Raw genomic sequence first — 25,857 nt, 5'->3', positions numbered from 1 at the left:
TCCGAGGCCGGTCACGGACGCCCTTCTCCGGCAGCCAAGACGTGGATCAGAATACGTTCTGACTATGATGAAGATATGAGCGCGAGCCACGCGGAGACGGTGACGTTCTCCGACCTGTCGAGGAACCCGCGGGCGGTCGCCGAACGTGCGACACGTCTCGGGCGTGTACGTGTCACCCATCGGGACGCGCCCGACTTCTATCTGACCGCCGCGGACCGCGAGGACCAGCGAGACCGGACCCTCGCGACGGCGTCCCGCCTGTTCCTCGCCCTCCTCAAACACGACCCGACGGCCAGGACGCTGGCCATCGCGATGCCCGAGGTCTTCCCTTGGGTCCGCCACCTCGCCACGGACGAAGTGCGAGACTTCACGTTCGAACTGGTAGAGGCACTGTCCGACGCCGCGGAACTGGACCTGGACGACAGAGCCGAAGAAGTGATCGTGGGCTGGCGCGCGACGGCTCGCGTCAAGGCGAACCCATCGGAGTACGCGGCGGCGCGCAAGCCTACGAGCGGAGACTTCGGTCCGGTCGAGGTCTCTGCGTGAGCCCCAAGCGCGGAGATCGCGTCACGGTCCCCCCGCCCGACGATGAGTGGGACGTCCGCTTCGCCACCGGCGACGCGGCCACGGTCGTCGACGAACCGGCACCGATCGTGTAGTTGATCTATGCATCGCCCCGTCACCCGAAAGACACGGATAAATGATCCATTGCGTCGGCGCGGTCGACGAGACGCCCGGCGCACTCACCATGGTCGAGGTCGCCGTCCTGGGCGGCTGAAGCCCGTCCGGGACCAACCTGTCCAGGGCTCCGCGCCGAGGCCGTCACCGAGGAGGGCCGCCTCCTCCGGGGGTCAGACGTTGAAGCGGAACTCTACGACGTCGCCGTCGCGCATCACGTAGTCCTTGCCTTCGATGCGGGCTTTGCCGGCGGAGCGGGCGGCGGTCATCGAGCCGGCGGCCAGGAGTTCTTCGAAGGAGATGACCTCGGCCTTGATGAAGCCGCGCTGGAAGTCGGTGTGGATGACGCCGGCGGCCTCGGGGGCGGTGGCGCCCTTGCGGATGGTCCAGGCGCGGGTCTCCTTGGGGCCGGCCGTGAGGTAGGTCTGCAGGCCGAGGGTGTCGAAGCCGACGCGGGCGAGCTGGCTCAGGCCGGACTCCTGCTGCCCGACCGACTGCAGCAGCTCAAGGGCCTCCTCGTCGGGCAGCTCCACCAGCTCGGACTCGATCTTGGCGTCCAGGAAGACGGCCTCGGCCGGGGCGACCAGGGCCGACAGGCGGGCGCGCAGGTCCTCGTCGACGAGCTCGTCGGCGTCGAGGTTGAACACGTACAGGAACGGCTTGGCCGTGAGCAGGTGCAGCTCGCGCAGGTCGGCGAGGTCGAGGCCGGAGGCGTACAGCGTGGTGCCGCCGTCGAGGATCTTGGACGCGGCCTCGGCGGCCTCCAGCAGGCCCTTGCGGTCCTTGTTGGTCTTGGCCTCCTTGGTGAGGCGCGGCAGGGCCTTCTCCAGGGTCTGCAGGTCGGCCAGGATCAGCTCGGTGTTGATCGTCTCGATGTCGCGCTGCGGCGAGATGTCGCCGTCGACGTGCGTGACGTCGGGGTCGCCGAAGACGCGGATGACCTGGCAGATGGCGTCGGTCTCGCGGATGTTGGCGAGGAACTGGTTGCCGCGCCCCTGGCCCTCGGACGCGCCCTTGACCAGGCCGGCGATGTCGACGAACTCGACCTTGGCCGGGATCACGCGCGCGGAGCCGTACAGCTCGGCCAGCTTGGGCAGCCGGGCGTCGGGCACGCCGACGATGCCCACGTTGGGTTCGATCGTGGCGAAGGGGTAGTTCGCCGCGAGCGCGTTGCCGCTCTTGGTCAGCGCGTTGAAAAGCGTGGACTTGCCGACATTGGGCAGGCCGACGATGCCGATGCTCAGGCTCACGTTCGCCGAGTTTACGGTGCTCCGGCTCCACACCGGACACGGGCTGAGGCGCGGACTGGAATCATGCGGGAGATGGACGTGATGGCACTCGCCTTCCAACTGGCCGTGGGACTCGCCGCCGGGCTGGTCATCGGCCTCGCGCTCGGCCGGGCGCGCGCGGGTGCGGCCCAGCGCGAGGCCGAGGCGAGGGTCGCGCTGGCCGAGGCCCGGGCGGTGGCCGCCGAAGAGAAGGTGGCCTACGTCGAGGAGCAGATGACCCAGCGCTTCCAGGCGCTGTCGAACCGCGCCCTGGACGTCAACAATCTGCGCTTCCTGGAACTGGCCGAGAGCCGTTTCGCCGCCTCGCGCGCCGACGCGGCGGGAGACCTGGAGCAGCGCAGGCAGGCCGTCGAGAACCTGGTGGCGCCGCTGCGCGAGACCCTGGCCAAGGTGCAGGAGCAGCTGCGCGAGAGCGAGACCGGGCACCGCGTCGCGCGGGCCGAGCTGGGCAAGCAGATGGAGTTCGTGCGGCAGAGCTCCGAACAGCTCAAGGCGCAGACGACGGCGCTGGTGCGGGCGCTGCGGCGTCCGGAGGCGCGGGGACGGTGGGGGGAGCTCCAGCTCCGCAGGGTCGCGGAGATCGCCGGGATGTCCCGGTTCTGCGATTTCGACGAGCAGGCGAGCGCCTCGACCGCGGACGGCGTCGTACGGCCCGACATGGTCGTGCGACTGGCGGGCGGCAAGAACATCGTCGTGGACTCCAAGGTGTCGCTGGCGGCCTATCTGGAGGCCGCGGAGGCGGGCGAGAGCGAGATGCAGGACGCGCGGCTGGACGCCCACGCCCGGCACCTGCGCGACCACGTCGACCGGCTGGCGGCCAAGGCGTACTGGCAGGCGTTCAGCCCCGCGCCGGAGTTCGTGGTGCTGTTCGTCCCTGGTGAGGCGTTCCTGTCGCCCGCGCTGGAACGCGACCCCGGGCTGCTGGAGCACGCCATGAGCAGGCGCGTCCACATCGCCACCCCGACCACGCTGATCACCATGCTGAGGACGGCGCAGTACGCCTGGCAGCAGCAGGCGCTGAGCGAGAACGCCCGCGCCGTGTTCGACCTGGGCAAGGAGCTGTACGAGCGGCTGGGGGTGCTCGGGCGCAACGTGGACGCGGTGGGCAAGGCGCTGAGCCGGGCCGTGATCGCGTACAACAAGAGCGTCGGGTCGCTGGAGGGGCGGGTGCTGGTGAGCGCGCGCAAGCTCAACGACCTGGGCGTGGTGGACGGCCCGCTCCCCGCGCCCGAGCCGGTCGAGGAGATGCCGAGGCCGCCCTCGATGCCGGAACTGGACGGCGAGTCGGCCACGGACGGCGATCCGACCTCCGATGGTGGGCCCGCGTCGGACGACGATCCGTCCTCCGGTGGCGGCCCCGTGCCGGATTCCGAGGATGGGCCGATGCCGGATTCCGGCAGTGGGCCGATGCCGGGTTCGGAAGGCGGGCGGGACGGCTACGGGGAGCTTGGGGACGGTGGCGGGGAGGCAGAGTACCCGCAAGCCGCCGGTGAAGAGACGGCAAGCCCGTTCCAGGGGCTTCGCGTGAACGGTAAGTTGGCGCGAGACTCGTCGTAGGGCCGACCCGCCGGCCGTGATGCCGCCGACCAGGCCGGGAGGGGCGACAGTGGTGACACAGGAACGCGCGCGACGACCGGGACTCCGGCTGACCGCCCGGGGCGCGATCGCGCTCGTCTTCGTGTGCACGCTCCTCGCCCAGGCCGCGGCGTCCTCGACGATCGTGGGACTGGTCTTCTGCGTGGCCTGCCTGGCCGGGGTGCTGCTGGTGCAGCCGCGCGAGCTGCTGTCGCTGGTGGTCACCCCGCCGCTGGTGTTCTTCGTCGCCACGCTGGTCGGCGCCGTGGTCGGCGCGTTGGGGGCGCCGTCGCTGGTCCAGGCGCTCGGCGTCGGCCTCTTCACCGATCTTTCCGCCGGGGCGCCGTGGCTGTTCGCGGGGTCGGCGCTGGTGCTGGGGGTGGCCTGGTTCCGGGGGCTGACCGAGAGCGTGAGCGAGCTGCGGGCCGAGCTGCGGGCGAACCGCGCCGCGGCGTCGGCCGCCGGGGCGCGGGGCCGCCGGTCCGGTCCCGAGGCGCCGGTGTACGCGCCGGAGCCCGAGGGGTACTTCGAGCCGCGCGTGTACGGCTCCGCCCGGGAGCAGGGGCAGGACTGACGTCCTCGGCCATGCCCGGTGATCCTTCCGCCGACACGGCGCGTGTGCTGGCCGTACGGTTGCGGGCCGAGCGGGCGCGGGTGGTGGCGGTCGAGGGGCCGTCCGGGTCCGGGAAGACCACGCTGGGCCGCGCGCTTGCCGCGGAGCTGGACGCCGGGCTCGTCCACATGGAGGACTTCTATCCGGGCTGGGAAGGACTCCGGGCGGGCGCGGAGCGGCTCGTGGAATGGGTGCTGCGCCCCCTGGCGGACGGGGAGGCCCCGCGCTGGCGGTGCTACGACTGGACGCTCGGCGCGTACGCCGGGTGGCGCGCGCTGCCGCCGTCCGAGGTGGTGGTGGTCGAGGGCGCCGGAGCGGGGTCGCTGGCCGCGGGGCCGTACCTGTCGTCGCTGATCTGGCTGGACGCGCCGCCGCCCGTGCGCAGGCGCCGCGCCCTCGGCCGCCCGGAGGACGGCGAGGCGTACCGGCCGCACTGGGAGCGGTGGGCCCGTCAGGAGACGGAGTACTTCACCGCCGACCGCGTTGCGGAGCGCGCGAACGTGACCCTGGACACCGGCTGAGCCGACGACTCCACGCGTGGGAGAACACGAGGGGAGCCGACGTCCTGCGACCCGGCAGGAAAGCGCGCGGCCGCGGGGAAAGTGTGGCGGTGAGAAGGCCGCGCGCGTCGACCGGCGCGGCGGTGAAGCGGCCGGCCGACTCCAGACGGTGGTGGGCGGGTCAGGACGTGGTGGCGCGGAGGTCGCGGCGGAGTTCGTGCGGGAGGGCGAAGCGGACGCTCTCCGGGACGGACTCGACCTCGTGGACGTCGGCGAAGCCGCGGGACGCCAGGCGGGCGAGGACGCCTTCGACCAGTTCCTCGGGGACGGAGGCCCCGCTGGTCACGCCGACCGTGGTGACGCCGTCCAGCCACTCGTCGCGGACGAAGGACGCGTCGTCCACCAGGTAGGAGGCGTCGGCCCCGGCGTCCTTGGCGACCTCGACCAGCCGCTTGGAGTTCGAGGAGTTGGTCGAGCCGACGACGATGACGAGCTGCGCCTCGCGGGCGATCTCTTTGACGGCCGTCTGGCGGTTCTGCGTGGCGTAGCAGATGTCGTCGCTCGGCGGGTCGATCAGGTTGGGGAAGCGCTCGCGGAGCCGGGAGACGGTCTCGGTGGTCTCGTCCACGGAGAGCGTGGTCTGGGAGAGCCAGACGACGCGCTCGGGATCGCGCACCTGGACGCCGGAGACGCCGCCGAGGCCGTCGACGAGCTGGATGTGCGTGGGGGCCTCGCCCGCCGTGCCCTCGACCTCCTCATGGCCCTCGTGGCCGATCAGGAGGATGTCGTAGTCGTTGGCGGCGAAGCGCTTGGCCTCGTTGTGGACCTTGGTGACCAGCGGGCACGTGGCGTCGATGGTCTTGAGCGACAGGCGGGCCGCCTGCTCGTGGACGGCCGGGGCCACGCCGTGGGCGGAGAAGACGACGATCGCGCCCTCGGGGACCTCCTCGGTCTCGTCGACGAAGATCGCGCCACGCTTCTCCAGGGTCTGGACCACGTGGGTGTTGTGGACGATCTGCTTGCGGACGTAGATGGGGGCGCCGTAAAGCTCCAGGGCCTTCTCGACGGTCTGGACGGCGCGGTCGACCCCCGCGCAGTAACCGCGCGGCTTGGCCACCAGGACACGACGGGTCTCAGACGTCTCCGAAGTCATGTGCTCATGCTATGTGCTCGTCGATTCGTGAGGGTCCATGGGCGGGAGTTACGGGGGCACGCGACGTTTATCTGATTTCCTATGCTTGAGGGAGTGTGCGACGGCAGTGTCCGATCACCCCGTCCGATCACCTCTCGCGCTCAATCGGCTCAGTTCAGGACAGACTGGCCGTCCATTTATCAAATCTCCAAGGAGCCGGCATGTCACTGAGCGACATCGTCCGCACCATGGCCAAGAACGTCCGACAAACCGTCTCCCACCCCGGCGAGCTCAAGGAGAAGGCCAAGGACCTTCCTCTGAACGTGCTGCAGACCGCACTCACCGGAGTGGGGCAGGCGCTGATGTTCGGCGACCGCGTCCGTTCTGGCATCAAGAGGCTGCTGACCTCGGAGGAAGAGGAGAAGAAGACCTCCGAGACCAGCTCTGCCGGCACCGCCGCCACGGAGGAGTGGGCCGCCGCCGTCGGCGTGCGGGAGGAGGCCGAGGAGGCCGCGCCGGAGAAGCCCGCCCGGCGCGAGCCGGTCATCTTCGCCCCGCGCCCGGCGCCGGCGCCGGAGGGCGCCAACGGGTCCTCGCCGAGGCCCGCGCCGGCCGCGGCGCCGTCCGTCCCGCCCGCGCCTTCGATGAGGCCCGCCGCCGAAGCCCCGGCACCGGCCGCCGAAGCCGCTCCCGCTCCGGCCGCCGAGCCCGCGGCCACGGCGCCCGTCGAGGCCGTCGCCAAGCCCGTGACGGAGCCCGCGAAGGAGCCCACTCCTGAGCCCGCCGTCGAGGACGTGGCCGAGGAGGCCGTGAAGCCGCAGGCACAGGCCGCCGCACCCGCGGAGACGCCGGCGGAGGCCGACGCGGCGCAGCCCAAGCCCGCCACGCGGACCCGTAAGCCCCGGGCCGCCACCGCCAAGCCCGCCACGAAGCCCACCGCCAGGCCGGCCGCGACCAGGTCCACCACGCGCAGGACCGCCAAGGCCGAGACCACTCCGGACACCCAGGCCGCCGCCGAGAACGAGATCGTCGCCGAGGCGAAGGCCGCGCAGGTGGAAGCGCCCAAGCCGGGCGCGCGCGAGCCGAAGGCCGAGACGGGCAAGCTGGCCGAGGCGGCCAAGCCCGCCGCGGAGCAGGCGGCCGAGGAGGTCACCTCCCCGGCGGGCACCACGCCGACGCTGGCCGAGCCGCTGCCCGGCTACTCCACGCTGACCATGGCGTCGCTGCGCGCGCGGCTGCGGGGCAAGTCGGCCGACCAGATCCGCGAGCTGCTGGAGTACGAGCGGACGACGTCCGCCAGGGACGACATCGTCCAGATGTACGCCAAGCGCCTGGCCAAGCTGGAAGCCGGTGAGTAGGCGGGATCGTTTGTAGGCTGCCCGCATGGCCGCGAAGACTTCACCGGAGCAGCCGCTGCCGATCCGCTCGGTGTTGCAGATGGTGGCGCAGTGGATCGGCAAGCTCGGCACCGTCTGGGCCGAGGGGCAGATCACCGACCTGTCCTCCCGGGGCGGCACGGTTTTCCTGACGCTGCGCGACCCCGTGGCGAACGTCTCGGCCCGGGTCACCTGCCCGCGCGGCGTGTACGAGGCCGCCGTCCCCCGGCCCGTGGACGGCGCCCGCGTCGTCGTGCTGGTCAAGCCGGACTTCTGGGTCAACAGGGGCTCGTTCGCCTTCACCGCGCTGGAGATCCGCCCGGTGGGCATCGGCGAGCTCCTGGCCAGGCTGGAGCGGCTGCGGCAGATCATCGTGGCCGAGGGCCTGGCCAACGCCGACCGCAAGCGGCGCCTGCCGTTCCTGCCCGGCACGATCGGCCTGATCTGCGGACGCGAGTCGGCGGCCGAGCGCGACGTGCTGGAGAACTCCCGGCGGCGCTGGCCGGCGGTGCGGTTCAAGGTGGATGCGGTCGCGGTCCAGGGGCCGTACGCGGTGGCCGAGGTGACCGACGCCCTGCACCGGCTGGACGCCGACCGCGACATCGATGTGATCATCATCGCCCGGGGCGGCGGGTCGCTGGAGGACCTTCTGCCGTTCTCCGACGAGTCGCTGGTCCGCGCGGTGGCGGCCTGCCGTACGCCCGTCGTCAGCGCCATCGGGCACGAACAGGACAGCCCCCTGCTGGATTTGGTGGCCGACCTGCGGGCCTCCACGCCGACGGACGCGGCCAAGAAGGTCGTCCCGGACGTCGGGGAGCAGCTCGCCCTCGTGCGGCAGCTCCGCGACCGGGGACGGCGCGTGGTGACGGGCGGGCTGGACCGTGAGGCGTCGTGGCTGGCGGCGGTGCGCTCGCGGCCGTCGCTGGCCGACCCGGTGCGCGAGGTCGAGCGCAGGGCCGAGCAGGTGGACGCCCTGCGCGACCGGGCGCGCCGCTGCCTGGCCTCGTCGCTGGAACGGGCGGGGGACTCGCTGGAGCACCTGCGGGCCCGGCTGGTCGCCCTGTCCCCCGCCGCCACCCTGGAACGCGGCTACGCGATCGTGCAGTTCCCGTCGGGCGAGGTCGTGCGGCGGGCGGCGGACGTGAGCGGCGGCGAGGAGCTCAGCGTCCGCTTCCCGGACGGCAGGGTGGGCGTCACGGTGTCCAAGCCGGCCCCGTGAGGCGCTGCGACGCCGTCTCCGGGCCCGCGCTGCCCGTAGGGTGGGAGCGTGGCTGAGCAGAAAGCGGAGACGCCGTCGTACGAGCGGGCCCGCGAGGAGCTGACCGAGGTCGTGCGCCGCCTGGAGGCCGGCGGTCTCACGCTGGAGCAGTCGATCGAGCTGTGGGAGCGCGGCGAGCGGCTCGCCGCGATCTGCGAGGAGTGGCTCCAGGGGGCGCGTGTGCGGCTCGCGGCCGCGATGGCCCGCCGCGAGGAGGGAGCCGACGGGCCCGAGGAGGCCCCCTTCTGATCGTCCGCCGGTGAACCCCGGTCAGGGACGTTCCTGCCGGAACGCCACTGCGGCGGGTTCCGGTCAGGACGGGATCGGGGACGGAGCGGCCTCCGTCGGCGCTGGTGTGACGGCGGTCTTGGGCTGGGCCTTCAGCGAAGCGGCGAGCTGGGACAGCTCGTCCCAGCTGGCCAGCCCGGTGACGACGAGCGTGACGCCCGGCTGCAGGCTGACGAGCGTGCGCTGCTTCTTGTCCTCGCGGTAGCGCTCCTGCCAGGTGAGCCCGTTGATCTGGCGGCTGCCGACCACCTTGTCGCTGTTGGCGATGCGGTCGGCGAACTGCGCGGCGGGCTCGTCGCTCTGGGCGAGCATGGCGTGCGACTTCTTGGCCGTCGCGAAGCCGAGCCGCCAGGTGACGTGGGCGTTCTTGTCGACCTCGGAGCTGTTCGGCGTCCAGCCCGCCGGGACGGGCTCGGGGGCGCGCACCTCGTAGGGGGCGTCGCGCCGCAGGTTGCTCAGCGTGATCGAGTAGTCGACCTTCGGGATGTGCTCGGTGCGGCTCTGCGGCGTGATCAGCAGGAACACGCCGACGATCGCCAGGCACACCAGCATGGCGAACACGTACCCGTAGAAGCCTTGTGTGAATTGCCGCACGACCAGCCAGATTACCGGCCGGGGGCGGTGGTCCGGGACGCGCGTCGCCCATGGGCGGCGGCCGGGGGACCTACGGGCGGTGGATGCGGCTGATGATCTCCAGGACGTTCTCGGCCAGCCTGCGCGAGGCCGTGACGTCCTGCGACAGGGCGACCTCGGAGACGGCCGCGGCCAGGGCGCCCGTCACCACGACCACCAGCGCGCCCTCGTCGTCCTCGAAGAGGGCGGCGTTGCGGCGGGCCCACTGGCGCATGCGGTCGCGCATGATGACCTCGAAGCCGGGAGGGCCGTCCCCGCGCAGGAACAGGGCCGCGAGCTCACGCTCCTCGAAGCATCCTTCGAGGTAGGCGCGCGCGCCGGCGATGAACAGCCGCATCGGGTCGGACTCGCCGTCGGCGCGGGCCGCCTGGACGGCCTGCCGGGTGCGCTGGGTCTGGCGGGTCTGGAACTCCTCGAAGAGGGTGAGGTACAGGTCCGCCTTGCCGGAGAAGTGGTGGTAGAGCGAGCCCACGCTGGCGCCCGCGCGGGAAACGACGTCGGTGACGCCGGCGTCGGCGAAGCCGCGTGTGACGAAAATCTCCCTGGCGGCGTCCAGGAGGGCGCCGCGCGTGGCGGCGCCGCGTTCCGAGGTGCGCACCGCCACCGGTCGTTCCGTGTCACTGCTCATGGAGGCGACAGTATCCCCCCGTCGGCCGCGGAAGTGAGACAACTAGCATCGTTGCCGTCGCCTGGATTAGAAAGCGGCCAACCTGGTAGGTCTGCTACAGGGCGTCTTGGTCGCCTTTGGCATGCATCAGAGGGGTTTGTCACCATGTCTGAACAGACGTCCGTACCTCCCGCCTTGGCCACCGGCGAGCGCGCTCCCGACCGCAACCTGGCGATGGAGCTCGTCCGCGTCACGGAGGCGGCGGCGATGGCGGCGGCGCGCTGGGTGGGCCGCGGGGACAAGAACGGCGCCGACGGCGCGGCCGTCAACGCCATGCGCCAGTTGATCAACACGGTGTCCATGGACGGCTATGTGGTGATCGGCGAGGGCGAGAAGGACAACGCGCCCATGCTCTACAACGGCGAGCGCGTCGGCGACGGCAGCGGCGCCGAGTGCGACGTCGCCGTGGACCCGATCGACGGAACCCGGCTGACCGCGCTCGGCATGCCCAACGCCATCTCGGTGATCGCCGTCAGCGCGCGCGGCTCCATGTACGACCCGTCCGCGGTCTTCTACATGGACAAGCTCGTCACCGGCCCGGAGGCCGCGGACGCGGTGGACATCAACGCCTCGGTGTCGGCCAACATCCACGCGGTCGCCCGCGCCAAGGACTGCTCGCCGTCCGACGTCATGGTCGTGCTGCTCGACCGGCCGCGCCACGAGCGCCTGGTGAAGGAGATCCGCGACACCGGCGCACGGATCAAGTTCATCACCGACGGCGACGTGGCCGGGGCCATCATGGCGGCGCGCCGGGACACCGGCATCGACCTGATGATGGGCATCGGCGGCACGCCCGAGGGCATCATCGCGGCCTGCGCGCTGAAGTGCCTGGGCGGGGTCATCCAGGGCAAGCTGTGGCCGAGGGACGACGAGGAGCGCAGGCGGGCGCTGGACGCCGGGCACGACCTCGACCGCGTGCTCACCACCGACGACCTGGTGGCCTCCGAGGACGTCTTCTTCGCCGCCTCGGGCATCACCGACGGCGAGCTGATGGCCGGGGTCCGCTACCGCTCCGGCGTCGCGGTCACCCACTCGCTGGTGATGCGCGGGCGCTCGGGAACGGTCCGCAAGGTCGAGAGCGAGCACCAGCTCTGGAAGCTGCGCGCCTACAGCGCCATCAACTTCGACACGGCCGGCTGAGGGTCAGGGGCTGCGGCGGCGGCCCCAGCCGCGTTTGGGGGGCTTGGGGTACTTGGTGATGACGCTGCCCATCATGATCATGCCGGTGACCTCGATGACGGGGGCGTCCGGGGGGACCGCGCGCGGGGCCTGGTTCTTCTTGCCGCCGAGCATCGACTGCGCCGGGATGATCACGTGGACGCCCTCGGGCACGACCAGCGTGAGCGTCGCCCCGACCACGGTGGCCTGCACGGTGATGTGGGAGCTCTGCAACAGAGCCTCGCGCAGGTCGAGCGTGACGCCGGTGCCGATCGCGGTCACCGGGTAGTGGGACGGCACCACCCACCGGCCGTCCCGCTGCTCGGAGCGGAAGAGGGCCATCACCGGCCGCCCGTCCGCGCGCAGGGGCTGGAGCTCCTCGGGGAGCAGGTCGGCGGTGAGGCCCACCAGTTCGCCCAGCGTGCGGGCGGTGTAGAGGCGCTCGACGCGCTCCTCGTGTTCGAGCGGGGTCAGCCGGCCGTCCGCGACGGCCTCGCGCAGGACCTCGGCCACGCGCTCGCGGTCGTCGTCGGAGGCGCGCAGCTCGTGCGTGGCCGGGCCTTCCGCGCCCTGCTGCCGCCCGCTCAGAATGCCTGTGAGGAACTGCCGCAGCGCCGGGGCGCCCTGCTCGTTCCATCGGGTGCTCCACCGCTCGTGACGCGCTCCGCGCTCGGCTTCCACACGAACGACACTAACCCCTCCGGCGGGGTGTTCCAGAGCGCCGTTCGCGTGATCTTCCCACGCCGGAGGGGTGACGCGCGCACGCATCCCGGGATCTGTGGCGAGCGGCGTCCGCGGCGGAAAACCCGTTGGCGGACCGTCCGCCGCGTTTCCTAGGGTGATCGCATGGCCACCCTGCACGCGCCGTCCCACGACGGCCTCGTCCCCGGCCCGGACGCGGCCGCCATCTCCCTGCGCGGGGTGGTGAAGCGCTACGGCTCGATCACCGCGGTCGACGGCCTGGACCTCCAGGTCCCGCACGGCATCTGCCTGGGCCTGCTCGGCCCGAACGGCGCCGGCAAGAGCACCACCATGCGCCTGCTCACGGCCCAGTCGCGCGCCGACGCGGGCACGATCACCGTGCTCGGCCACGCGCTGCCGCGCGAGTCCAAGAAGGCGCGGGCGCTCATGGGCGTGGTACCCCAGCAGGACAACCTGGACGAAGAGCTGACCGTCCGCCAGAACCTGGAGGTCTTCGCCCACCTGTACCGCGTGCCGAAGGCCGGGCGCGCGGCGGCGGTGGACCGGGCCCTTGAGATCGCCCAGCTCACCGGCCGGGCCGGGGCCAAGACCGGCGACCTTTCCGGCGGCATGCGGCGCCGCCTGCTCATCGCGCGCGGCCTGGTGCACCGCCCCCGGCTGGTGCTGCTCGACGAGCCGACCGTCGGGCTGGACCCCCAGGTCAGGCAGGAGTTGTGGTCCCTGGTCGCCGCCCTGCGCGCCGACGGCGTGACCACCCTGATGTCCACCCACTACATCGAGGAGGCCGAGCGCCTCGCCGACGAGTGCGCCCTGATGTCGCACGGCCGGGTGGTGGCGCGCGGCGCTCCCGCGGCGCTGATCGCCGAGCACGCCGGGGACCGGGTCCACGAGCACTACGGCCCGCCGGAGCGGCTGGCCGAGGTCGAGGCCCTCGCCAAGGCCGCCGGGTTCGCCACGCGCCGCACCGGCCCGTCGGTCTCGATCCTCGCCGCCGAGCGCCTGCCGGACCCCCTCCGGCGCGACCTCGGCCCCGCCACGATCGAGCGCGCCGCCACTCTGGAGGACGTCTTCGTCCTTCTGACCGGCGAGAACGTCGAATGACCGCGTCCCGGGCGCGCGCCGGGCGACCGCGCGGCGCCGTGAAACGTCAGGGAGGTACCGCATGAGCGCGGACGCGCGGGTCCGGCCGGATTCGCCCGCCGTGGCGGGGACGCCGCGGCTGTTCGAGTGGGCCCCGGTGCGCGGGGTCTGGCGGCGCGAGCTGGCGCTGTACCGCCGCTACTGGGCCTCGACGTCGTTCGCCTCGCTCGTGGAGCCCACGATCTACCTGCTGGCGTTCGGCTTCGGGTTCGGCTCGGTGATCGGCGCGGCGTACGGCTACGACTACCGCGACTTCGTCTCGACGGGCGTGGTCGCGACGTCGGTGCTGTTCATCAGCGCCTTCGGCGCGATGTTCGGCACGTTCATCCGCCGCACCTACCAGCACACCTACGACGCCGTCCTGGCCGCGCCCGTCGACGTCCACGAACTGGTCACCGCCGAGGCGTCGTGGCTCGCCGCGAAGGCCGGGGTGTACGGCTGCGCGCCCGTGCTGGTCGGCGTCGCCTTCGGGCTGCGCCCGAGCCCCGGCATGCTCCTGGTGCCGTTCATCGCCTTCCTCACCGGGCTGGGTTTCGGCCTGTTCGGTATCTGGGTGTCGTCGATCGTCCCTTCGATCAACACCTTCGACTACGTGATCAGCGGCGTGCTGGCGCCGATGTTCCTGGTCGCGGGCACGTTCTTCCCGGTGGACCAGCTTCCGTCCTGGGCGGCGGCCGTGGCGCGGGTCAACCCGCTGTACCACTGCGTCGAGCTGGTCCGCGACGCGGTCTTCGGCCGCCTGGGCCTGGACGATCTCGCCCATGCCGGCGTGCTGCTGCTCTTCGCCGCGCTGATGTGGGGCCTGGCGGTGTGGAAGATGCGGGCCCGGCTGATCGACTGAGCCCATGGCGGTGGATGGTGCCGATCAATCCACCATAATCCGGATTTCACGGACATTTGTGTATACGTGGGTTGCGTCGCCCAAAGACGGACTGTCGCAATGTGAATACGATGAGTTACCTTCGGAGTATGCTACCCATCTGGGCCGCAGCGCTCTGGGGTCTGGCGGGCGGGCTCTGCGTCGAAGGGCTGGAGCTTTACGCCCGCATCCGGCGCGACCGGAAATGGTCCTGGAAGCGTCCCATCCCGCAGGGACGGGCCGCCTACCTGACCTCGGTGGCGATCCGTGCGGGGGTCGGCGCGGTGCTGGCCGCGGCGGCCACCGAAGGCCGCCAGATATCGGGCGCGTTCGCGGCCCTCGCCCTCGGCCTCGCCGCCCCGCTCGTCGTCGAGAAGGTCACCCGCCTCGTCGTCCACAGCCTCGCGAACTCCGGCACCCTCCTGAACGCCCCCGCTCCCACGTCCCCCTCCCCTTCCTCCGCGGGCCGGTCCTCCAGAAGTTCCTCCGCGGCGGCGGCCTCCCGGCCCGCCATGCCGGCGCCGGGCGTCCCTGAGCCGTCCCCGCCCGCTGACGGGAACGCCGGCGTCTCCCCCCGCGCGGGTTCCTCCCCGCCGCGGGACGGAACCGGGGCGGCCGATGCCTGATCGGACCCGCGCCTCGCGGATCTTGCTTGCCCTCGCGCGCCCAGACGATCTGCCCTGCGCCCCCCCTCTCCCCGCCCCCGGCCCCGGACCTCGGTGCGCCTCGTTCGGCGTCCGCCTGCTCATGGCGCTGGCCCGCCCGGACGGCGGCGCCCCCCTGCTCGGCCACCCCACGGCCGACGACGAACCCGGCGACGGGCGCGACAACCAGCCCGGCGACGGCACCGGCCGTGAGCCCGTCCTCCTCCCCCGGACGGCTCGGCGCGGGACGGCCTGGCGCCTGCCGCTGGCGATCGCCACGCTGGCCACCCTGGCGGTCGCGGGCGGCCCCGGCATCGGCCGGTCGCTCGGGCTCTGGCCCGGCGACAGGCCTGCCGGCCCCGTCCTCAGCCCGCCGTACGCGGCGCCGCCCGCGCTGAGCTGGGACGGCAGCTACCTGATCTCCGACAACGGGCGGATGGTCAAGCGCTGGAACGTGGCGGTCCCGCGCGCCCCCCGGGTGCTGCGCGCGGGCCGGGAGCATCGTTCCTCGATCTTCCTCTTCCCCGCCGGCGTGGCGACCGCGAGCGTCGTGAGCCCGGACGGCGCCGTCCTGGCCGCGGCGAGCCCGGACCGCACGGTGCTGCTGTGGAACCTGCGGACGCAACGGCCCATGGGCGGCCCCATGTCCGGACGTACCGGCACGATCCGCATGCTCGCCTTCAGCCCGGACGGCGGCATCCTCGCCGGAGCCGACGACGAGGGCGCGGTGAGCCTGTGGAAAGTGGACACCCGGGCCTTGCTCGCGGCCGTGCGCACCGGGCACACCGGGCGCATCCGCTCGCTGGTCGTCGCCCCGGACGGCACGAGCTTCGCCATGGCCGGCGAGGACATGGCCGTCCGCTTCTGGAGCACCCGGCAGCCCGGACAGGTCGGCCAGCCGCTGCCCGGGTCCGCCGGGACGCGTTCCCTGGCCTTCAGCCCGGACGGCAGCATCCTGGCCGCCGGGGACGACACGACGGTGCGCCTCTGGGACACCTCGCTGCGGCGGCCGCGCGGCAGACCTCTGACCGGGCACGCGAGCGCGGTCCTGTCCATCGCCTTCAGCCCCGACGGCGGCCTTCTGGCCAGCGCCGACGACGAGAAGATCCTGCTCTGGGACATGAGGTCCCCCTCTCCCCTCGCCCTGTCCACGCTGACCCGCTGACGCCCGCCGATCCTCCGGGAACCGGCGGGTGCGTGGCGGGTGGATCATTGACCGGCCGGAGGTGTGACCGTACCCTGGCCGAACCTGATTCAGCCTCATGTTCTTTTGGAGGCCGCAGTGCCCACCCCCCGTGACCGGCGCGCGCGCCTCGCCACCTTCGCCGTCTTCTTCGTGCAGGGCCTGACCTTCGCCACCCTGCTCACCCAGGTGGCCGCGCTCCAGAAGAAGCACGGGCTCAGCGACGGCGAGCTGTCCGTCCTGCTGCTGGTCGTCCCCGTGATCGCGGGGGTGGGCAGCGTGCTGGCCGGGGAGGTGGCCAAGCGGCTGGGCAGCCGGCTGGTGCTGCGGGTGGCGCAGCCGCTGGCGGGGGCGGCCGTGGTCCTCGCGGGGCTCGCGGCGAGCGTGCCGCAGCTCGTGGCCGCGAACGTGCTGTTCGGGCTGTGCCTCGGCGCGGTGGACGCGGGCATGAACATGCAGGCCGTCGCGGTGGAGCGCCGGTACGGCCGTCCGGTGCTCACCGGTTTCCACGCCCTGTGGAGCGCCGCCGCCGTCCTCGGCGCGGCGTGGGCGTCCGCGGCCGGCGGACTCGGGCTGGGGCTCGCCGCGACGTTCGCCGTCGCGATGGCGGCCGGGGTGGCCGTGGCCGTCGCCGCCGGGCCCACCCTGTGCGCGCCCGAGGAAGAGCACGTGACGCCCGCGCGGAAGCACGTGACGCCGGAGAGTGGGACGCTCCCCGCCGGGACGGAACGCGGGCCGGCGGATCCGGCGCCCGGCCGGTTCCCGTGGCGGCCGATCCTGCCGCTGTGCCTGGCGATGGCGTTCCTCTACGTCGGCGACGCCTCGATCTCGAACTTCGGGTCCGTCTACATGGACAAGATCATGCACGCCGGCGAGGCCGTGATCCCGCTGGCGCTCGGGGCGTACCAGGCCACGACGTTCGTGGTCAGGGCCGGAGGAGACCTGGCCGTGCGCAGGTACGGGCCCGCGGTCATCGTCCGCGTCGGCGGGGCCCTGGCCGCGCTGGGCTTCGCCGGGATCGTGGCCGCGCCCAGCGAGCCGCTGGCGATCATCTCGTTCGGCGTCGCCGGCGTCGGGCTGTCGGTGGTGGCCCCGCAGTCGTTCTCGGCCGCCGGACGCCTCGACCCCGCCGGCACGGGCGTCGCCATCGCCCGCGTCAACCTGTTCAACTACGTCGGCTTCATCGTCGGCGCCGCCCTGGTCGGCGGCATCGCGGAGGCGGCGGACTACCAGATCGCCTTCGCCGCCCCACTCGTGCTCACCGCCGCGATCGTCGCCCTGGCCCCCGGCTTCCATGCCGGGCCGTCCCCCCGGCGCCCACGTCCCGCGGAGGCCTGACCCCGGCCGGTCACAGGTACGGCCGCTGGGCGCGCTTGGCCTCCTCGTAGCCGGCGCGCGGGCCGGGGTCCGTGGCGACCTCGGCGACGGGGACGTCCCACCAGGCCGTGGTCTCGGGGGCGGACCCGGGGACGGTCTCGACGTGGACGACCGTCGTGGTACGGGCCTCGCGGGCCTTGAGGAGGGCGTCGCGGAAGGACGCGGGGTCGGTGGCGCGGAGAACGTCGGCGCCCAGGGTGGCGGCGTTGGCGGCGAGGTCCACGGGCAGATAGGGGCCGTCCAGGCGGCCGCTGGAGGAGCGCATGCGGTAGGAGGTGCCGAGCCGCCGCGCGCCCACCGACTCCGACAGGCCGCCGATCGAGGCGAAGCCGTGGTTGTCGACGATCACGATGACGAGCTTCACGCCCTCCTGCACGGCGGTGACGATCTCCTGGGCCATCATCAGGTACGACCCATCGCCGACCAGGACGAACACCTCGCGCTCCGGCGCGGCCAGCTTGACCCCGAGGCCGCCCGCGATCTCGTACCCCATGCACGAGTAGCCGTACTCGACGTGGTAGCCCTCCGGGCCGGAGGCCCGCCACAGTTTGTGCAGGTCGCCGGGCATGGACCCCGCCGCGTTCACCACGACCCCGTCCGTGCCCGCGACCTCGTTGAGCACCCCGAGCATGACCGGCTGGGTGAGCGACTCCCCCGCCTGCAGCGCGGAGACCGCGGAGCGCCACGCGCGGCCCAGCCCGGCGGCGCGCGTGGTCCAGGACGGGTCGGCCCGCCAGCCGGCCAGGTCGAGCAGCGCGAGCGTCTCGCGGGCGTCGCCGACGAGCATGACGCCGGCGTGCTTGGCGGCGTCGAACGCGGCGACGTTGACGTTGACGAACCGGGCGTCGCCGAAGAGCGTGCGCGAGGCGGTGGTGAAGTCGGTGTAGCGGGTGCCGACGCCGATGACCAGGTCGGCCTCGCGGGCGACGGCGTTGGCGGCGGCGGTGCCGGTGTGGCCGATGGCGCCGAGCGCGCACGGGTGATCGTGGGGCAGCACGCCCTTGCCCGCCTGCGTCTCGCCGACCGGCACGCCGTGCTCCTCGGCGAACGCGGTCAGCTCCCGCCACGCCTCGCCGTAGACCACGCCGCCTCCGGCGACGATCAGCGGGCGCCGGGACGACCGGATCACCTCGGCGGCCCGTTCCACGGACGCGGCGTCGGGGATCGGGCGGGCGACGTGCCAGAGGCGCCGCCCGAACAGCTCCACCGGCCAGTCGTACGCCTCGGCCTGCACGTCCTGCGGCAGCGCCAGCGTCACCGCGCCGGTCTCGGCGGGGTCGGTGAGCACGCGCATGGCCGCCATGAGCGCGGACGGCAGTTGCTCGGGCCGGTTGATCCGGTCGAAGAAGCGCGAGACCGGGCGCAGGCAGTCGTTGACGGTCACGTCGTAGGAGCGGGGATCCTCCAGCTCCTGCAGGACGGCTCCGGCGGCGCGGGTGGCGAAGACGTCGCCGGGGAGCAGCAGCACCGGGATCCGGTTGATCGTCGCGAGCGCCGCGCCGGTGACCATGTTGGTGGCGCCGGGGCCGATGGAGGTGGTGCAGGCGAAGGTGGACAGCCGGTTCAGGGTCCTGGCGTAGCCGACGGCGGTGTGGACCATGGCCTGCTCGTTCCTGGCCAGGTAGTACGGCAGCGGGTCGCCGAGCCCGGCGCCGCTCTCGGCGAGCGCCTGGCCGACCCCGGCGACGTTGCCGTGGCCGAAGATGCCGAAGCAGCCCGCGATGAGCCGCTGCTCGATGCCGTCGCGCTCGCTCCACTGCTGAGCGAGGAACCGCACGAGCGCCTGGGCCACGGTCAGCCTGATCGTGTTCATCACGTCGCCTCCCCGGATGCGGACGTCATCGGGACGCGCGGGTCCATCGGCTGCCCGGCCCAGCTCGACCGGATCCAGGCGTGCCGGGGATCGTCGCGGAAGGCCATGGACCGCTGGTCTCCCGGGCCCGCCAGCACGTTGAGGTAGTACAGGTCGTAGCCCGGCGCGGCCATGGACGGGCCGTGGTAGCCGTGCGGCACGAGCACGACGTCGCCGCAGCCGACCTCGGCCAGCACGTCGATCGGACGGCCGGGCGCGCCGTACACCCGCTGGTAGCCGGGGCCGCCCTCGAAGTAGTAGATCTCCTCCAGCACGGCCTCGCCGTCGCCGGGCGTGTCGTGCTTGTGCGGCGGGTACGACGACCAGTTGCCGCCGGGGGTGAGCACCTCGACGGCCATGAGCCTGTCGCACGCGAACACCTCGGGGGCGCAGAAGTTGTTGACCTGCCGGGTGGCCTGCCCGGCGCCGCGCACCTCGACCGGCACGTCCGCCGCCGCCCCGTACCGCACGGGGAGGCGGCGCTCGGCGACCGCCGAGGGCAGGGCGAACCGGCCCCGGCCGGTGATCCGCGCCGTCGCGCGGACGGGCAGGTAGGCGAAGTCGGTGACGCCGGCGAAGACGGACTCGCGTCCCCGCAGCTCCAGCCGCTCGCCGTCGCACTCCACGACGCAGGACCCGGACAGCGGCACGACGAGCATCTCTTCGTCGCCGGTGGCGAACTCGGCGGTCTCGCCGGACAGGTTGAGCGCGCGCAGCCCGGCGTAGGTCCAGCCGGCGCGGGCGGGCGTGACGCACAGCGCCCAGGGGGCCTGGGCCGTGGAGCCGGCGGGGATGTACGCCATCAGGAGACCTCCAATAGACCGGCGGCGGTGTCGACGGCCGCGGCCACGTCGTCGTCTGGAGGGTAGAGCAGCGCGCGCCCGACCACGAGCCCCCGCACGCCGGGCAGCCGCAGGGCCTTCCCCCAGGAGGAGTACACCTCGTCGGGGGCCGCCGTCGGGTCGCCGCCGAGCAGCAGGGTGGGCAGGGTGGTGGCCTCCATGACCCGGTCCATCTCGTCGATCACCGGCAGCTTCAGCCAGGTGTGCGCGGAGGTGGCGCCGAGCCCCTGGCCGACGTGGACGGCATGGATCATGCCCGCCGCGGACAGGTCGTGGCGGACGCCGTGCTCGTCGCGGCGCGACCAGAACGGCTCGACCATGGCGACCAGCCCTTCGCGGGCCAGGCCCGTGACCGCGTGCGCGCAGGACTCCAGGGTCGCGGCCGTCCCGGGATCGCCGAGGCCGACGCGGCAGAGCATCTTGCCGCCGTCGAGCCGCATCCGGGCGATCGTCTCGACGTCGTAGGCGGTGAAGCGGTCGTCGAACTCGAACGCGCTGCCGTGGACGCCGCCGCGGTTCATCGAGCCGATGACGACCTTGTCGTGCAGGGCGCCGAGCAGCAGCAGGTCCTCGACGACGTCGGGGGTGGCGAGCAGGCCGTCCACGCCGGGCCTGGCCAGCGCCGCGCACAGCCGGTCGAGCAGGTCCACGCGGCTCGCCATCGCCAGGGGCCTGCCGCGCACGCCGAGCGCGCCCCGCGCCGCGTGGTCGGCGGCGATGATCAGAATCTGGTCGCGGTCGGCGAGCACGGGCCTTCTGCGGCGCTCGGCGGCGGCCTGCGCGATCTTCTCGGGGTACCGGGCCCGGTACTCCGAGATCTTCCTGCGGTCCTCGTCACGCATCGCTCTCCCCCGGGAGCTCCGAGATCACGGCCTCGATCTCCGCGGCCGTGGGCATGGCCGGCGCGCAGGCCAGGCGTCCGGCGACGATCGCGCCCGCGGCGTTGGCGCGCCGCAGCGTGTCCTCAAGCCCGCGCCCCGCCAGCAGGCCGTCGCACAGCGCGCCGCCGAAGGCGTCCCCCGCGCCGAGCCCGTTGACCACCTCGACCGGTACGGGCGGCACCGTGACGGTCTCGCCGGCCGTCATGCCGAGCACCCCCGCCGGCCCCTGCTTGACGACCACCAGCTCGACGCCCATGTCCAGGAGCGCCTTGGCGGCCTCGTGCGGGTCGCGCGCGCCGGTCGCGACCTCGCACTCGTCCACGTTGCCCACGGCCACGGTGACGTGCGCCAGCGCCGCGCGCACCTGGGCGGCGGCCTCCTCGGCCGAGGGCCAGAACATCGGGCGGTAGTCGAGATCGAGGACGGTCAGCGGGGCGCGCCCGCGGGCCCGCCAGGCGGCGGCGTGGGCGGCGCGGGAGGGCTCCTGCGACAGGCCGGTGACCGTCGCCCAGAACAGGTCCGACTCCCTGATCGCGGCCAGATCCAGCTCGTCCGCGTATATCTCCAGGTCGGGGGCCTTGGGATAGCGGTAGAAGTACAGGGGGAAGTCGTCGGGCGGGCGGATCTCGCAGAACGTCAGCGGCGTCGGAAGCCCCGCGACCGGGGTCACGTACCGGTCGTCCACGCCGTACGAGCGCAGGGCGTCGTGGACGAACTCCCCGAACGGGTCGGCGCCGGTGCGGCTGATCAGGGCGGACCGCCGTCCCAGCCTGGCCGCGGCGACCGCGACGTTGGCGGGGCTGCCGCCGAGGTACTTGCCGAACGTCTCCACCTCGCGCAGCGAGACGCCGACCTGGAGCGGGTAGACGTCGACGCCCACCCTGCCGATCGTGAGCACCTCGGTCATGCGGGGCCTTCCGCGCCCGCCGCGCCCACTGTGCCCGCTGTGTCCGCCGTGAGCGCGGCGAGGTGGTCCAGGCAGGCGCGGACCTCGCCGATGGGGCCCGCGCCGTCCGGCGGCTCGGCGTCCAGGATCAGGTCCTGTTCCATGACGTACCAGCCCTGGTAGCCGGCGGCGGTGAGGCGGGACACGATGCCCGCCACGTCCACGTCGCCGCGGCCGAGCGGCCGGTAGAGCGCGGCGCGCACGGCCTCGGTGTAGGTCAGCTCCCCCGCGCGGACCCGCGCGGCGAGCGTGGCGTCCACGTCTTTGAGGTGAACGTGTGCGACCCTGTCCGCAGCCCTGGACACCAGGTCGAGCGGGTCGGTGCCCCCGATGAGTAGGTGGCCGGTGTCCAGGCAGAGCGGCATCTCGCTCCCCTCCAGCACGCGCTCCACCTCGTCGCGGGTCTCGACCATCGTGCCGACGTGCGGGTGCAGGGTGACGGCCCGGCCGCACTCGGCCGCCGCGGCGAGCAGGCGGCCCAGGTTGCCGAGCAGCGTGTTCCAGCCGTCGTCGTCCAGCACCGGCCGCGCGTCGTAGCCGTCCGCGCCGGTGGCCGCCGCGAGCACGACCGTCTCGACGCCGCCCTCGGCGAACGCGCACATCGTGGCGCGGGCCTCGGGGAGCGGGTCGTGGCCGGGGTCGTGCAGGACGACGGGGACGAACCCGCCGATGCCGCGCAGCCCGTACGACGCCAGCAGCGCGGCGCGCTCGGACGGGGACGGCGGCAGGAAGCCGTCGGGGCCCAGCTCGGTGGCCGTGAGGCCGAGGGCGCGCATCTCGGCGAGCACGCGGTCGCGGCCGAGCTGGTGGCCCCAGCCCGGCACCTCGCACACCCCCCACGAGATCGGGGCGGCGGCGATCCTCGGCGCGGAGGCGTTCACAGCGTCACCTCGTCCACGCGCGCGGGCCCGCCGGTGCGCCGGGACAGCTCGGCGGCCTCGGCGATCCTGAGCGCGGCCAGGGCCTCGCCGGCCGTGCACGGGCTCGGGCCGCCGTCGCGGACGGCGGCGAGGAAGGCGCCGATCTCGGCGACGTAGGCGGGCTCGAAGCGCTCGCCGAAGTTCGGCCAGGGGTCGCCCTTGGGGAAGCCGGCGTCGGGCTCGGCGGAGGCCAGCGGCGTACGGTCGTCCAGCCCGACGACGATCGTGCGGCGGGTGCCGGCCAGTTCCATGCGCACGTCGTAGCCGCTGCCGTTGTACCGGGAGCCCTGCAGCGTGACCAGGGTGCCGTCGTCGAGGGTCAGCAGCGCGGCGCTGGTGTCCACGTCGCCGGCCTCGGCGAAGAACGCGGCGCCGCGGTTGGCGCCCGTGGCGTACACCGAGGCGACCTCGCGGCCGGTCACCCAGCGCAGGATGTCGAAGTCGTGGATGTGGCAGTCGCGGTAGATGCCGCCGGAGCGCGGGACGTACTCGGGGGCCGGAGGGTGGGGGTCGGCGGAGAGCATGTGGACGCGGTGCAGGTCGCCGAGCTCGCCGCCGCGCAGCGCCGCGCGGGCGGCGGCGTATCCGGCGTCGAAGCGCCGCTGGAAGCCGATGTGGACGAGCGTGCCGCTGTCGCGCACGGCCTCGGCCACGCGCGCGGCCTCCTCGAAGGTCGGGGCCACCGGCTTCTCGCAGAAGACGGGGAGGCCCGCGGCGCACGCCCTGAGGATCAGCTCGGCGTGCGTGGCGGTCGGGGTGGCCACCACGACGGCGTCGGCGTCGAAGGCGTCCCCGACGCGCGCGCCCACGCGGGCGGCGACCTGCCCGGCCCGGGTCGCGTCGGCGTCGGACACCACCAGCTCGCCCACTTCGGGGTGGGCGGCGAGCGTCACCGCGTGGAACGCCCCGATCCTGCCGAGACCCAACAGACCCACACGCATGCTGCCTCCGCGGCTCGAACGGCACTGGGGACCCGCCACCAGTTCTAAGGACCATCCTGCCCGGAGTCAATACTTTGTCCTGACATTCGGACGAGCGGTGGTCTTACCCACCGCCGCACGCCGTCGCGCCGCCGGACGCGCCGAAGAGCCCGGATGTCCGGCACGGGACATCCGGGCTCGCGCGTCTCGTCGCCGGCTACCACCACCGGGCCCGCCCGGGGGCGGCCCGCTTCTCCTCGTGGGTGCCGATGGGGCGGAGGTCGTCGCCCGCGAGGTCGCGCCCCGTCCATTCCGGGTGCTCGCGGCCGATCGCGGCGCGGTCCGTCTCCTCGCCCGGCGTACGGCGCTCGGGGCTCACCGGCCACTGGGCGTGCTCGCCTCTGATGCCGGAAAGGACGATGGTGACAAGAGCTACTCCGAGGACCGCGGCCACCACGAGCACCCCGAAGATCACCACGACGATGTAGCCCGGATCCATGATTCCCCCGATCTTGGATATCGCGCCTACTTTCATTATCGAACGCCCATATATGGAACTTCGCCCCTGGTACCTCCGGAAGACGCAAGGCGAGGCCCACGATCGCCCCAAGTCCGGCCGCCCCGGGTAAGGAAGACCCCTGCGGTGGCCGTACTCTGCACAGGGCGGCGGCGATCGCGGCCGGAAAGACCATGGGCGTCCACGAGTCCAGGACGAAGGAGTACAGGCGAATGCCCGGATTCGACTACACCGACCTGCTTCCGCTGGGGCCCGACGCGACGGAGTACCGTCTCGTCACGGCCGAGGGCGTGCGCCGGGTCGAGGCGGCCGGCCGCACGTTCCTCGAAGTCGATCCGGAGGCTCTCCGGCTGCTCACCGAGACCGCGATCCACGACATCTCGCACTACCTGCGGTCGTCCCACCTCGCCCAGCTCCGCAAGATCATCGACGATCCGGAGGCCAGCGGCAACGACCGGTTCGTGGCCCTCGACCTGCTCAAGAACGCGAGCATCTCGGCCGGCGGCGTGCTGCCCATGTGCCAGGACACCGGCACCGCGATCGTCATGGGCAAGCGCGGGCGGCACGTCCTCACCGACGGGGCCGACGCCGAGCACATCTCGCGCGGCGTGTACGACGCCTACACCAGGCTCAACCTGCGCTACTCCCAGATGGCCCCGCTGACCATGTGGGACGAGAAGAACACCGGCACCAACCTGCCCGCCCAGGTCGAGCTCTACGCCGAGGACCCGCTCGGGCACCCCGACGAGTACAAGCTGCTGTTCATGGCCAAGGGCGGCGGCAGCGCCAACAAGTCGTTCCTCTACCAGGAGACCAAGGCCGTCCTGAACGAGAAGCGCATGCTGGCCTTCCTGGAGGAGAAGATCCGCTCGCTCGGCACCGCGGCCTGCCCGCCGTACCACCTGGCCGTGGTCGTCGGGGGCACCAGCGCCGAGTTCGCGCTCAAGACCGCCAAGTACGCCTCCGCCCGCTACCTGGACACGATCCCGACCGAGGGGTCGCCGTCCGGGCACGGCTTCCGCGACCTGGAGCTGGAGAAGAAGGTCTTCGAGCTGACGCAGAGGCTCGGCATCGGCGCCCAGTTCGGCGGCAAGTACTTCTGCCACGACGTGCGGGTGATCCGCCTGCCCCGGCACGGCGCGTCCTGCCCGGTGGCGATCGCCGTCTCGTGCAGCGCCGACCGCCAGGCCCTCGCCAAGATCACACCGGAGGGCGTCTTCCTGGAGAAGCTGGAGACCGACCCGGCGCGCTTCCTGCCCGAGACCACCGACGAGCACCTGTCGGACGACGTGGTCGCCATCGACCTCAACCGGCCGATGGCCGACATCCTCGCCGAGCTGACCCGGTACCCGGTCAAGACGCGGCTCTCGCTGACCGGCCCGCTGGTCGTCGCCCGCGACATCGCGCACGCGAAGATCGCCGAGCGGCTGGACGCGGGCGAGCCGATGCCCGACTACCTCAAGGACCACGCCGTCTACTACGCCGGGCCCGCCAAGACGCCCGAGGGGTACGCCTCGGGGTCCTTCGGCCCGACGACCGCCGGTCGCATGGACTCCTACGTCGAGCGTTTCCAGGCCGCGGGCGGCTCGCTCGTGATGCTCGCCAAGGGAAACCGCTCCAAGCAGGTGACAGACGCCTGTCAGAAGTACGGCGGCTTCTACCTCGGCTCGATCGGCGGTCCGGCGGCGCGTCTCGCGCAGGATTGCATCAAGAAGGTGGAAGTTCTGGAATATCCGGAACTCGGGATGGAAGCCGTCTGGAAGATCGAGGTAGAGGACTTCCCCGCCTTCATCGTCGTGGACGACAAGGGCGAGGACTTCTTCCGTGACACCACTGGTCCCACCCTCACCATCGGTCGCAGAATCTGACCGTCTCTGACCCGACTCTGACAGAAGATCTCAACAGAG

The 25,857-nt window shown here is 72.8% G+C and carries 26 protein-coding genes; 14 read left to right on the top strand and 12 right to left on the bottom strand.

Annotated elements, in window-relative coordinates; all coding sequences use genetic code 11:
* Positions 1–75: 75 nt before the first annotated feature.
* A complete protein-coding gene (locus BJ982_RS12090; protein WP_184879595.1) occupies positions 76–546 on the top strand; it encodes a hypothetical protein in 471 nt (156 codons plus the stop codon).
* Between the two features lie 305 nt (positions 547–851).
* Here the strand turns inward: BJ982_RS12090 and ychF are convergent, their stop codons facing one another.
* Complete coding sequence (gene ychF / locus BJ982_RS12085; RefSeq protein ID WP_184879592.1) at positions 852–1,928, bottom strand: redox-regulated ATPase YchF; 1,077 nt, start codon at positions 1,926–1,928, stop codon at positions 852–854.
* Between the two features lie 72 nt (positions 1,929–2,000).
* On the opposite strand from ychF, the gene rmuC reads away from it, so the two are divergent.
* From rmuC to BJ982_RS12070, 3 genes are read left to right on the top strand one after another with little or no spacing between them, the layout of a single operon-like run.
* Entirely contained in the window at positions 2,001–3,524 is a 1,524-nt protein-coding gene (gene rmuC / locus BJ982_RS12080; protein WP_184879589.1) for a DNA recombination protein RmuC, read from the top strand.
* Positions 3,525–3,573: 49 nt separating this feature from the next.
* Positions 3,574–4,116: a DUF6542 domain-containing protein gene (locus tag BJ982_RS12075; RefSeq protein WP_239123086.1), complete on the top strand. Its 543-nt coding sequence runs from the start codon at positions 3,574–3,576 to the stop codon at positions 4,114–4,116.
* A gap of 11 nt (positions 4,117–4,127) precedes the next feature.
* Positions 4,128–4,676 carry a nucleoside/nucleotide kinase family protein gene (locus tag BJ982_RS12070; protein WP_203959178.1) on the top strand — a complete coding sequence of 183 codons (549 nt, stop codon included), beginning with the start codon at positions 4,128–4,130 and terminating at the stop codon, positions 4,674–4,676.
* A gap of 160 nt (positions 4,677–4,836) precedes the next feature.
* Here the strand turns inward: BJ982_RS12070 and BJ982_RS12065 are convergent, their stop codons facing one another.
* The gene (locus BJ982_RS12065; protein ID WP_184879586.1) at positions 4,837–5,808 is read right to left on the bottom strand and encodes a 4-hydroxy-3-methylbut-2-enyl diphosphate reductase; all 972 of its coding nucleotides are present in this window, start codon (positions 5,806–5,808) and stop codon (positions 4,837–4,839) included.
* A gap of 200 nt (positions 5,809–6,008) precedes the next feature.
* Here BJ982_RS12065 and BJ982_RS12060 point away from each other — a divergent pair, with 200 nt between their 5' ends.
* From BJ982_RS12060 to BJ982_RS12050, 3 genes are read left to right on the top strand one after another with little or no spacing between them, the layout of a single operon-like run.
* Positions 6,009–7,145 (top strand): hypothetical protein, encoded by a 1,137-nt coding sequence (locus BJ982_RS12060; RefSeq protein WP_184879583.1) that lies wholly within the window; start codon positions 6,009–6,011, stop codon positions 7,143–7,145.
* Positions 7,146–7,170: 25 nt separating this feature from the next.
* Positions 7,171–8,382: an exodeoxyribonuclease VII large subunit gene (xseA, locus tag BJ982_RS12055; RefSeq protein ID WP_184879581.1), complete on the top strand. Its 1,212-nt coding sequence runs from the start codon at positions 7,171–7,173 to the stop codon at positions 8,380–8,382.
* Positions 8,383–8,430: 48 nt separating this feature from the next.
* Positions 8,431–8,670, top strand: coding sequence for an exodeoxyribonuclease VII small subunit (locus tag BJ982_RS12050; protein ID WP_184879578.1), 240 nt, complete (start codon positions 8,431–8,433; stop codon positions 8,668–8,670).
* Between the two features lie 63 nt (positions 8,671–8,733).
* Here the strand turns inward: BJ982_RS12050 and BJ982_RS12045 are convergent, their stop codons facing one another.
* Together BJ982_RS12045 and BJ982_RS12040 are read right to left on the bottom strand one after the other, a co-directional pair.
* Positions 8,734–9,303, bottom strand: a complete 570-nt coding sequence (locus BJ982_RS12045; protein ID WP_184879575.1) for a DUF4245 domain-containing protein — start codon at positions 9,301–9,303, stop codon at positions 8,734–8,736.
* A 70-nt stretch (positions 9,304–9,373) separates the two neighbouring features.
* On the bottom strand, positions 9,374–9,970 hold the full coding sequence (locus tag BJ982_RS12040; RefSeq protein WP_184879572.1) for a TetR/AcrR family transcriptional regulator: 597 nt from the start codon (positions 9,968–9,970) through the stop codon (positions 9,374–9,376).
* A 144-nt stretch (positions 9,971–10,114) separates the two neighbouring features.
* Here BJ982_RS12040 and glpX point away from each other — a divergent pair, with 144 nt between their 5' ends.
* On the top strand, positions 10,115–11,149 hold the full coding sequence (gene glpX, locus BJ982_RS12035) for a class II fructose-bisphosphatase (RefSeq protein WP_184879569.1): 1,035 nt from the start codon (positions 10,115–10,117) through the stop codon (positions 11,147–11,149).
* A 3-nt stretch (positions 11,150–11,152) separates the two neighbouring features.
* On the opposite strand, the gene BJ982_RS12030 is transcribed toward glpX, so the two are convergent.
* A complete protein-coding gene (locus BJ982_RS12030; protein WP_239123087.1) occupies positions 11,153–11,848 on the bottom strand; it encodes a DUF1707 SHOCT-like domain-containing protein in 696 nt (231 codons plus the stop codon).
* Positions 11,849–12,013: 165 nt separating this feature from the next.
* Between BJ982_RS12030 and BJ982_RS12025 the strand changes: the two genes are divergently transcribed.
* From BJ982_RS12025 to BJ982_RS12005, 5 genes are all read left to right on the top strand, one after another.
* Complete coding sequence (locus BJ982_RS12025) at positions 12,014–12,970, top strand: ABC transporter ATP-binding protein (RefSeq protein WP_184879563.1); 957 nt, start codon at positions 12,014–12,016, stop codon at positions 12,968–12,970.
* A gap of 61 nt (positions 12,971–13,031) precedes the next feature.
* Positions 13,032–13,850 (top strand): ABC transporter permease, encoded by an 819-nt coding sequence (locus tag BJ982_RS12020; protein ID WP_184879560.1) that lies wholly within the window; start codon positions 13,032–13,034, stop codon positions 13,848–13,850.
* 128 nt (positions 13,851–13,978) lie between these two features.
* On the top strand, positions 13,979–14,494 hold the full coding sequence (locus tag BJ982_RS12015; RefSeq protein ID WP_184879558.1) for a hypothetical protein: 516 nt from the start codon (positions 13,979–13,981) through the stop codon (positions 14,492–14,494).
* A complete protein-coding gene (locus tag BJ982_RS12010; RefSeq protein ID WP_184879556.1) occupies positions 14,487–15,677 on the top strand; it encodes a WD40 repeat domain-containing protein in 1,191 nt (396 codons plus the stop codon). The genes BJ982_RS12015 and BJ982_RS12010 overlap by 8 nt, the downstream gene beginning before the upstream one ends.
* 117 nt (positions 15,678–15,794) lie before the next feature.
* A complete protein-coding gene (locus BJ982_RS12005; protein ID WP_184879554.1) occupies positions 15,795–17,033 on the top strand; it encodes an MFS transporter in 1,239 nt (412 codons plus the stop codon).
* 10 nt (positions 17,034–17,043) lie between these two features.
* Here BJ982_RS12005 and iolD read toward each other — a convergent pair whose 3' ends face one another.
* The 7 genes from iolD to BJ982_RS11970 all read right to left on the bottom strand — a co-directional run bounded on the left by iolD (position 17,044) and on the right by BJ982_RS11970 (position 23,932).
* The gene (gene iolD / locus BJ982_RS12000) at positions 17,044–18,885 is read right to left on the bottom strand and encodes a 3D-(3,5/4)-trihydroxycyclohexane-1,2-dione acylhydrolase (decyclizing) (RefSeq protein ID WP_184879552.1); all 1,842 of its coding nucleotides are present in this window, start codon (positions 18,883–18,885) and stop codon (positions 17,044–17,046) included.
* The gene (iolB, locus tag BJ982_RS11995; RefSeq protein WP_184879550.1) at positions 18,885–19,727 is read right to left on the bottom strand and encodes a 5-deoxy-glucuronate isomerase; all 843 of its coding nucleotides are present in this window, start codon (positions 19,725–19,727) and stop codon (positions 18,885–18,887) included. The genes iolD and iolB overlap by 1 nt, the downstream gene beginning before the upstream one ends.
* Entirely contained in the window at positions 19,727–20,608 is an 882-nt protein-coding gene (locus BJ982_RS11990) for a Cgl0159 family (beta/alpha)8-fold protein (RefSeq protein WP_184879548.1), read from the bottom strand. Before BJ982_RS11990 ends, iolB begins: the two co-directional genes overlap by 1 nt.
* Complete coding sequence (gene iolC, locus BJ982_RS11985) at positions 20,601–21,554, bottom strand: 5-dehydro-2-deoxygluconokinase (RefSeq protein ID WP_184879546.1); 954 nt, start codon at positions 21,552–21,554, stop codon at positions 20,601–20,603. Before iolC ends, BJ982_RS11990 begins: the two co-directional genes overlap by 8 nt.
* A complete protein-coding gene (locus BJ982_RS11980; RefSeq protein ID WP_239123088.1) occupies positions 21,551–22,474 on the bottom strand; it encodes a TIM barrel protein in 924 nt (307 codons plus the stop codon). The genes iolC and BJ982_RS11980 overlap by 4 nt, the downstream gene beginning before the upstream one ends.
* Positions 22,471–23,454, bottom strand: a complete 984-nt coding sequence (locus BJ982_RS11975) for a Gfo/Idh/MocA family protein (protein ID WP_184879543.1) — start codon at positions 23,452–23,454, stop codon at positions 22,471–22,473. Before BJ982_RS11975 ends, BJ982_RS11980 begins: the two co-directional genes overlap by 4 nt.
* A 196-nt stretch (positions 23,455–23,650) precedes the next feature.
* Complete coding sequence (locus BJ982_RS11970; RefSeq protein WP_184879540.1) at positions 23,651–23,932, bottom strand: hypothetical protein; 282 nt, start codon at positions 23,930–23,932, stop codon at positions 23,651–23,653.
* 230 nt (positions 23,933–24,162) lie between these two features.
* On the opposite strand from BJ982_RS11970, the gene BJ982_RS11965 reads away from it, so the two are divergent.
* A complete protein-coding gene (locus tag BJ982_RS11965; RefSeq protein ID WP_184879536.1) occupies positions 24,163–25,818 on the top strand; it encodes a fumarate hydratase in 1,656 nt (551 codons plus the stop codon).
* Positions 25,819–25,857 lie beyond the last annotated feature (39 nt).

This window comes from Sphaerisporangium siamense (genome assembly GCF_014205275.1).
Taxonomy (GTDB): Bacteria; Actinomycetota; Actinomycetes; order Streptosporangiales; family Streptosporangiaceae; genus Sphaerisporangium; species Sphaerisporangium siamense.
This window is presented reverse-complemented; position numbering and strand designations above follow the sequence as displayed.

What these genes read in the sequence shown, in the direction of transcription:
- BJ982_RS12060 (WP_184879583.1), top strand. Translation starts at nt 6,009, where the DNA reads ATGTCACTGAGCGACATCGTCCGCACCATGGCCAAGAACGTCCGACAA.
- BJ982_RS12025 (WP_184879563.1), top strand. Translation starts at nt 12,014, where the DNA reads ATGGCCACCCTGCACGCGCCGTCCCACGACGGCCTCGTCCCCGGCCCG.
- BJ982_RS11965 (WP_184879536.1), top strand. Translation starts at nt 24,163, where the DNA reads ATGCCCGGATTCGACTACACCGACCTGCTTCCGCTGGGGCCCGACGCG.
- iolD (WP_184879552.1), bottom strand. Translation starts at nt 18,885, where the DNA reads ATGAACACGATCAGGCTGACCGTGGCCCAGGCGCTCGTGCGGTTCCTC.
- BJ982_RS11970 (WP_184879540.1), bottom strand. Translation starts at nt 23,932, where the DNA reads ATGGATCCGGGCTACATCGTCGTGGTGATCTTCGGGGTGCTCGTGGTG.
- BJ982_RS11975 (WP_184879543.1), bottom strand. Translation starts at nt 23,454, where the DNA reads ATGCGTGTGGGTCTGTTGGGTCTCGGCAGGATCGGGGCGTTCCACGCG.
- rmuC (WP_184879589.1), top strand. Translation starts at nt 2,001, where the DNA reads ATGGACGTGATGGCACTCGCCTTCCAACTGGCCGTGGGACTCGCCGCC.
- xseA (WP_184879581.1), top strand. Translation starts at nt 7,171, where the DNA reads ATGGCCGCGAAGACTTCACCGGAGCAGCCGCTGCCGATCCGCTCGGTG.
- iolC (WP_184879546.1), bottom strand. Translation starts at nt 21,554, where the DNA reads ATGACCGAGGTGCTCACGATCGGCAGGGTGGGCGTCGACGTCTACCCG.
- BJ982_RS11990 (WP_184879548.1), bottom strand. Translation starts at nt 20,608, where the DNA reads ATGCGTGACGAGGACCGCAGGAAGATCTCGGAGTACCGGGCCCGGTAC.
- iolB (WP_184879550.1), bottom strand. Translation starts at nt 19,727, where the DNA reads ATGGCGTACATCCCCGCCGGCTCCACGGCCCAGGCCCCCTGGGCGCTG.
- BJ982_RS12020 (WP_184879560.1), top strand. Translation starts at nt 13,032, where the DNA reads ATGAGCGCGGACGCGCGGGTCCGGCCGGATTCGCCCGCCGTGGCGGGG.
- BJ982_RS12015 (WP_184879558.1), top strand. Translation starts at nt 13,979, where the DNA reads ATGCTACCCATCTGGGCCGCAGCGCTCTGGGGTCTGGCGGGCGGGCTC.
- BJ982_RS12010 (WP_184879556.1), top strand. Translation starts at nt 14,487, where the DNA reads ATGCCTGATCGGACCCGCGCCTCGCGGATCTTGCTTGCCCTCGCGCGC.
- BJ982_RS12040 (WP_184879572.1), bottom strand. Translation starts at nt 9,970, where the DNA reads ATGAGCAGTGACACGGAACGACCGGTGGCGGTGCGCACCTCGGAACGC.
- glpX (WP_184879569.1), top strand. Translation starts at nt 10,115, where the DNA reads ATGTCTGAACAGACGTCCGTACCTCCCGCCTTGGCCACCGGCGAGCGC.
- BJ982_RS12070 (WP_203959178.1), top strand. Translation starts at nt 4,128, where the DNA reads ATGCCCGGTGATCCTTCCGCCGACACGGCGCGTGTGCTGGCCGTACGG.
- BJ982_RS12090 (WP_184879595.1), top strand. Translation starts at nt 76, where the DNA reads ATGAGCGCGAGCCACGCGGAGACGGTGACGTTCTCCGACCTGTCGAGG.
- BJ982_RS12065 (WP_184879586.1), bottom strand. Translation starts at nt 5,808, where the DNA reads ATGACTTCGGAGACGTCTGAGACCCGTCGTGTCCTGGTGGCCAAGCCG.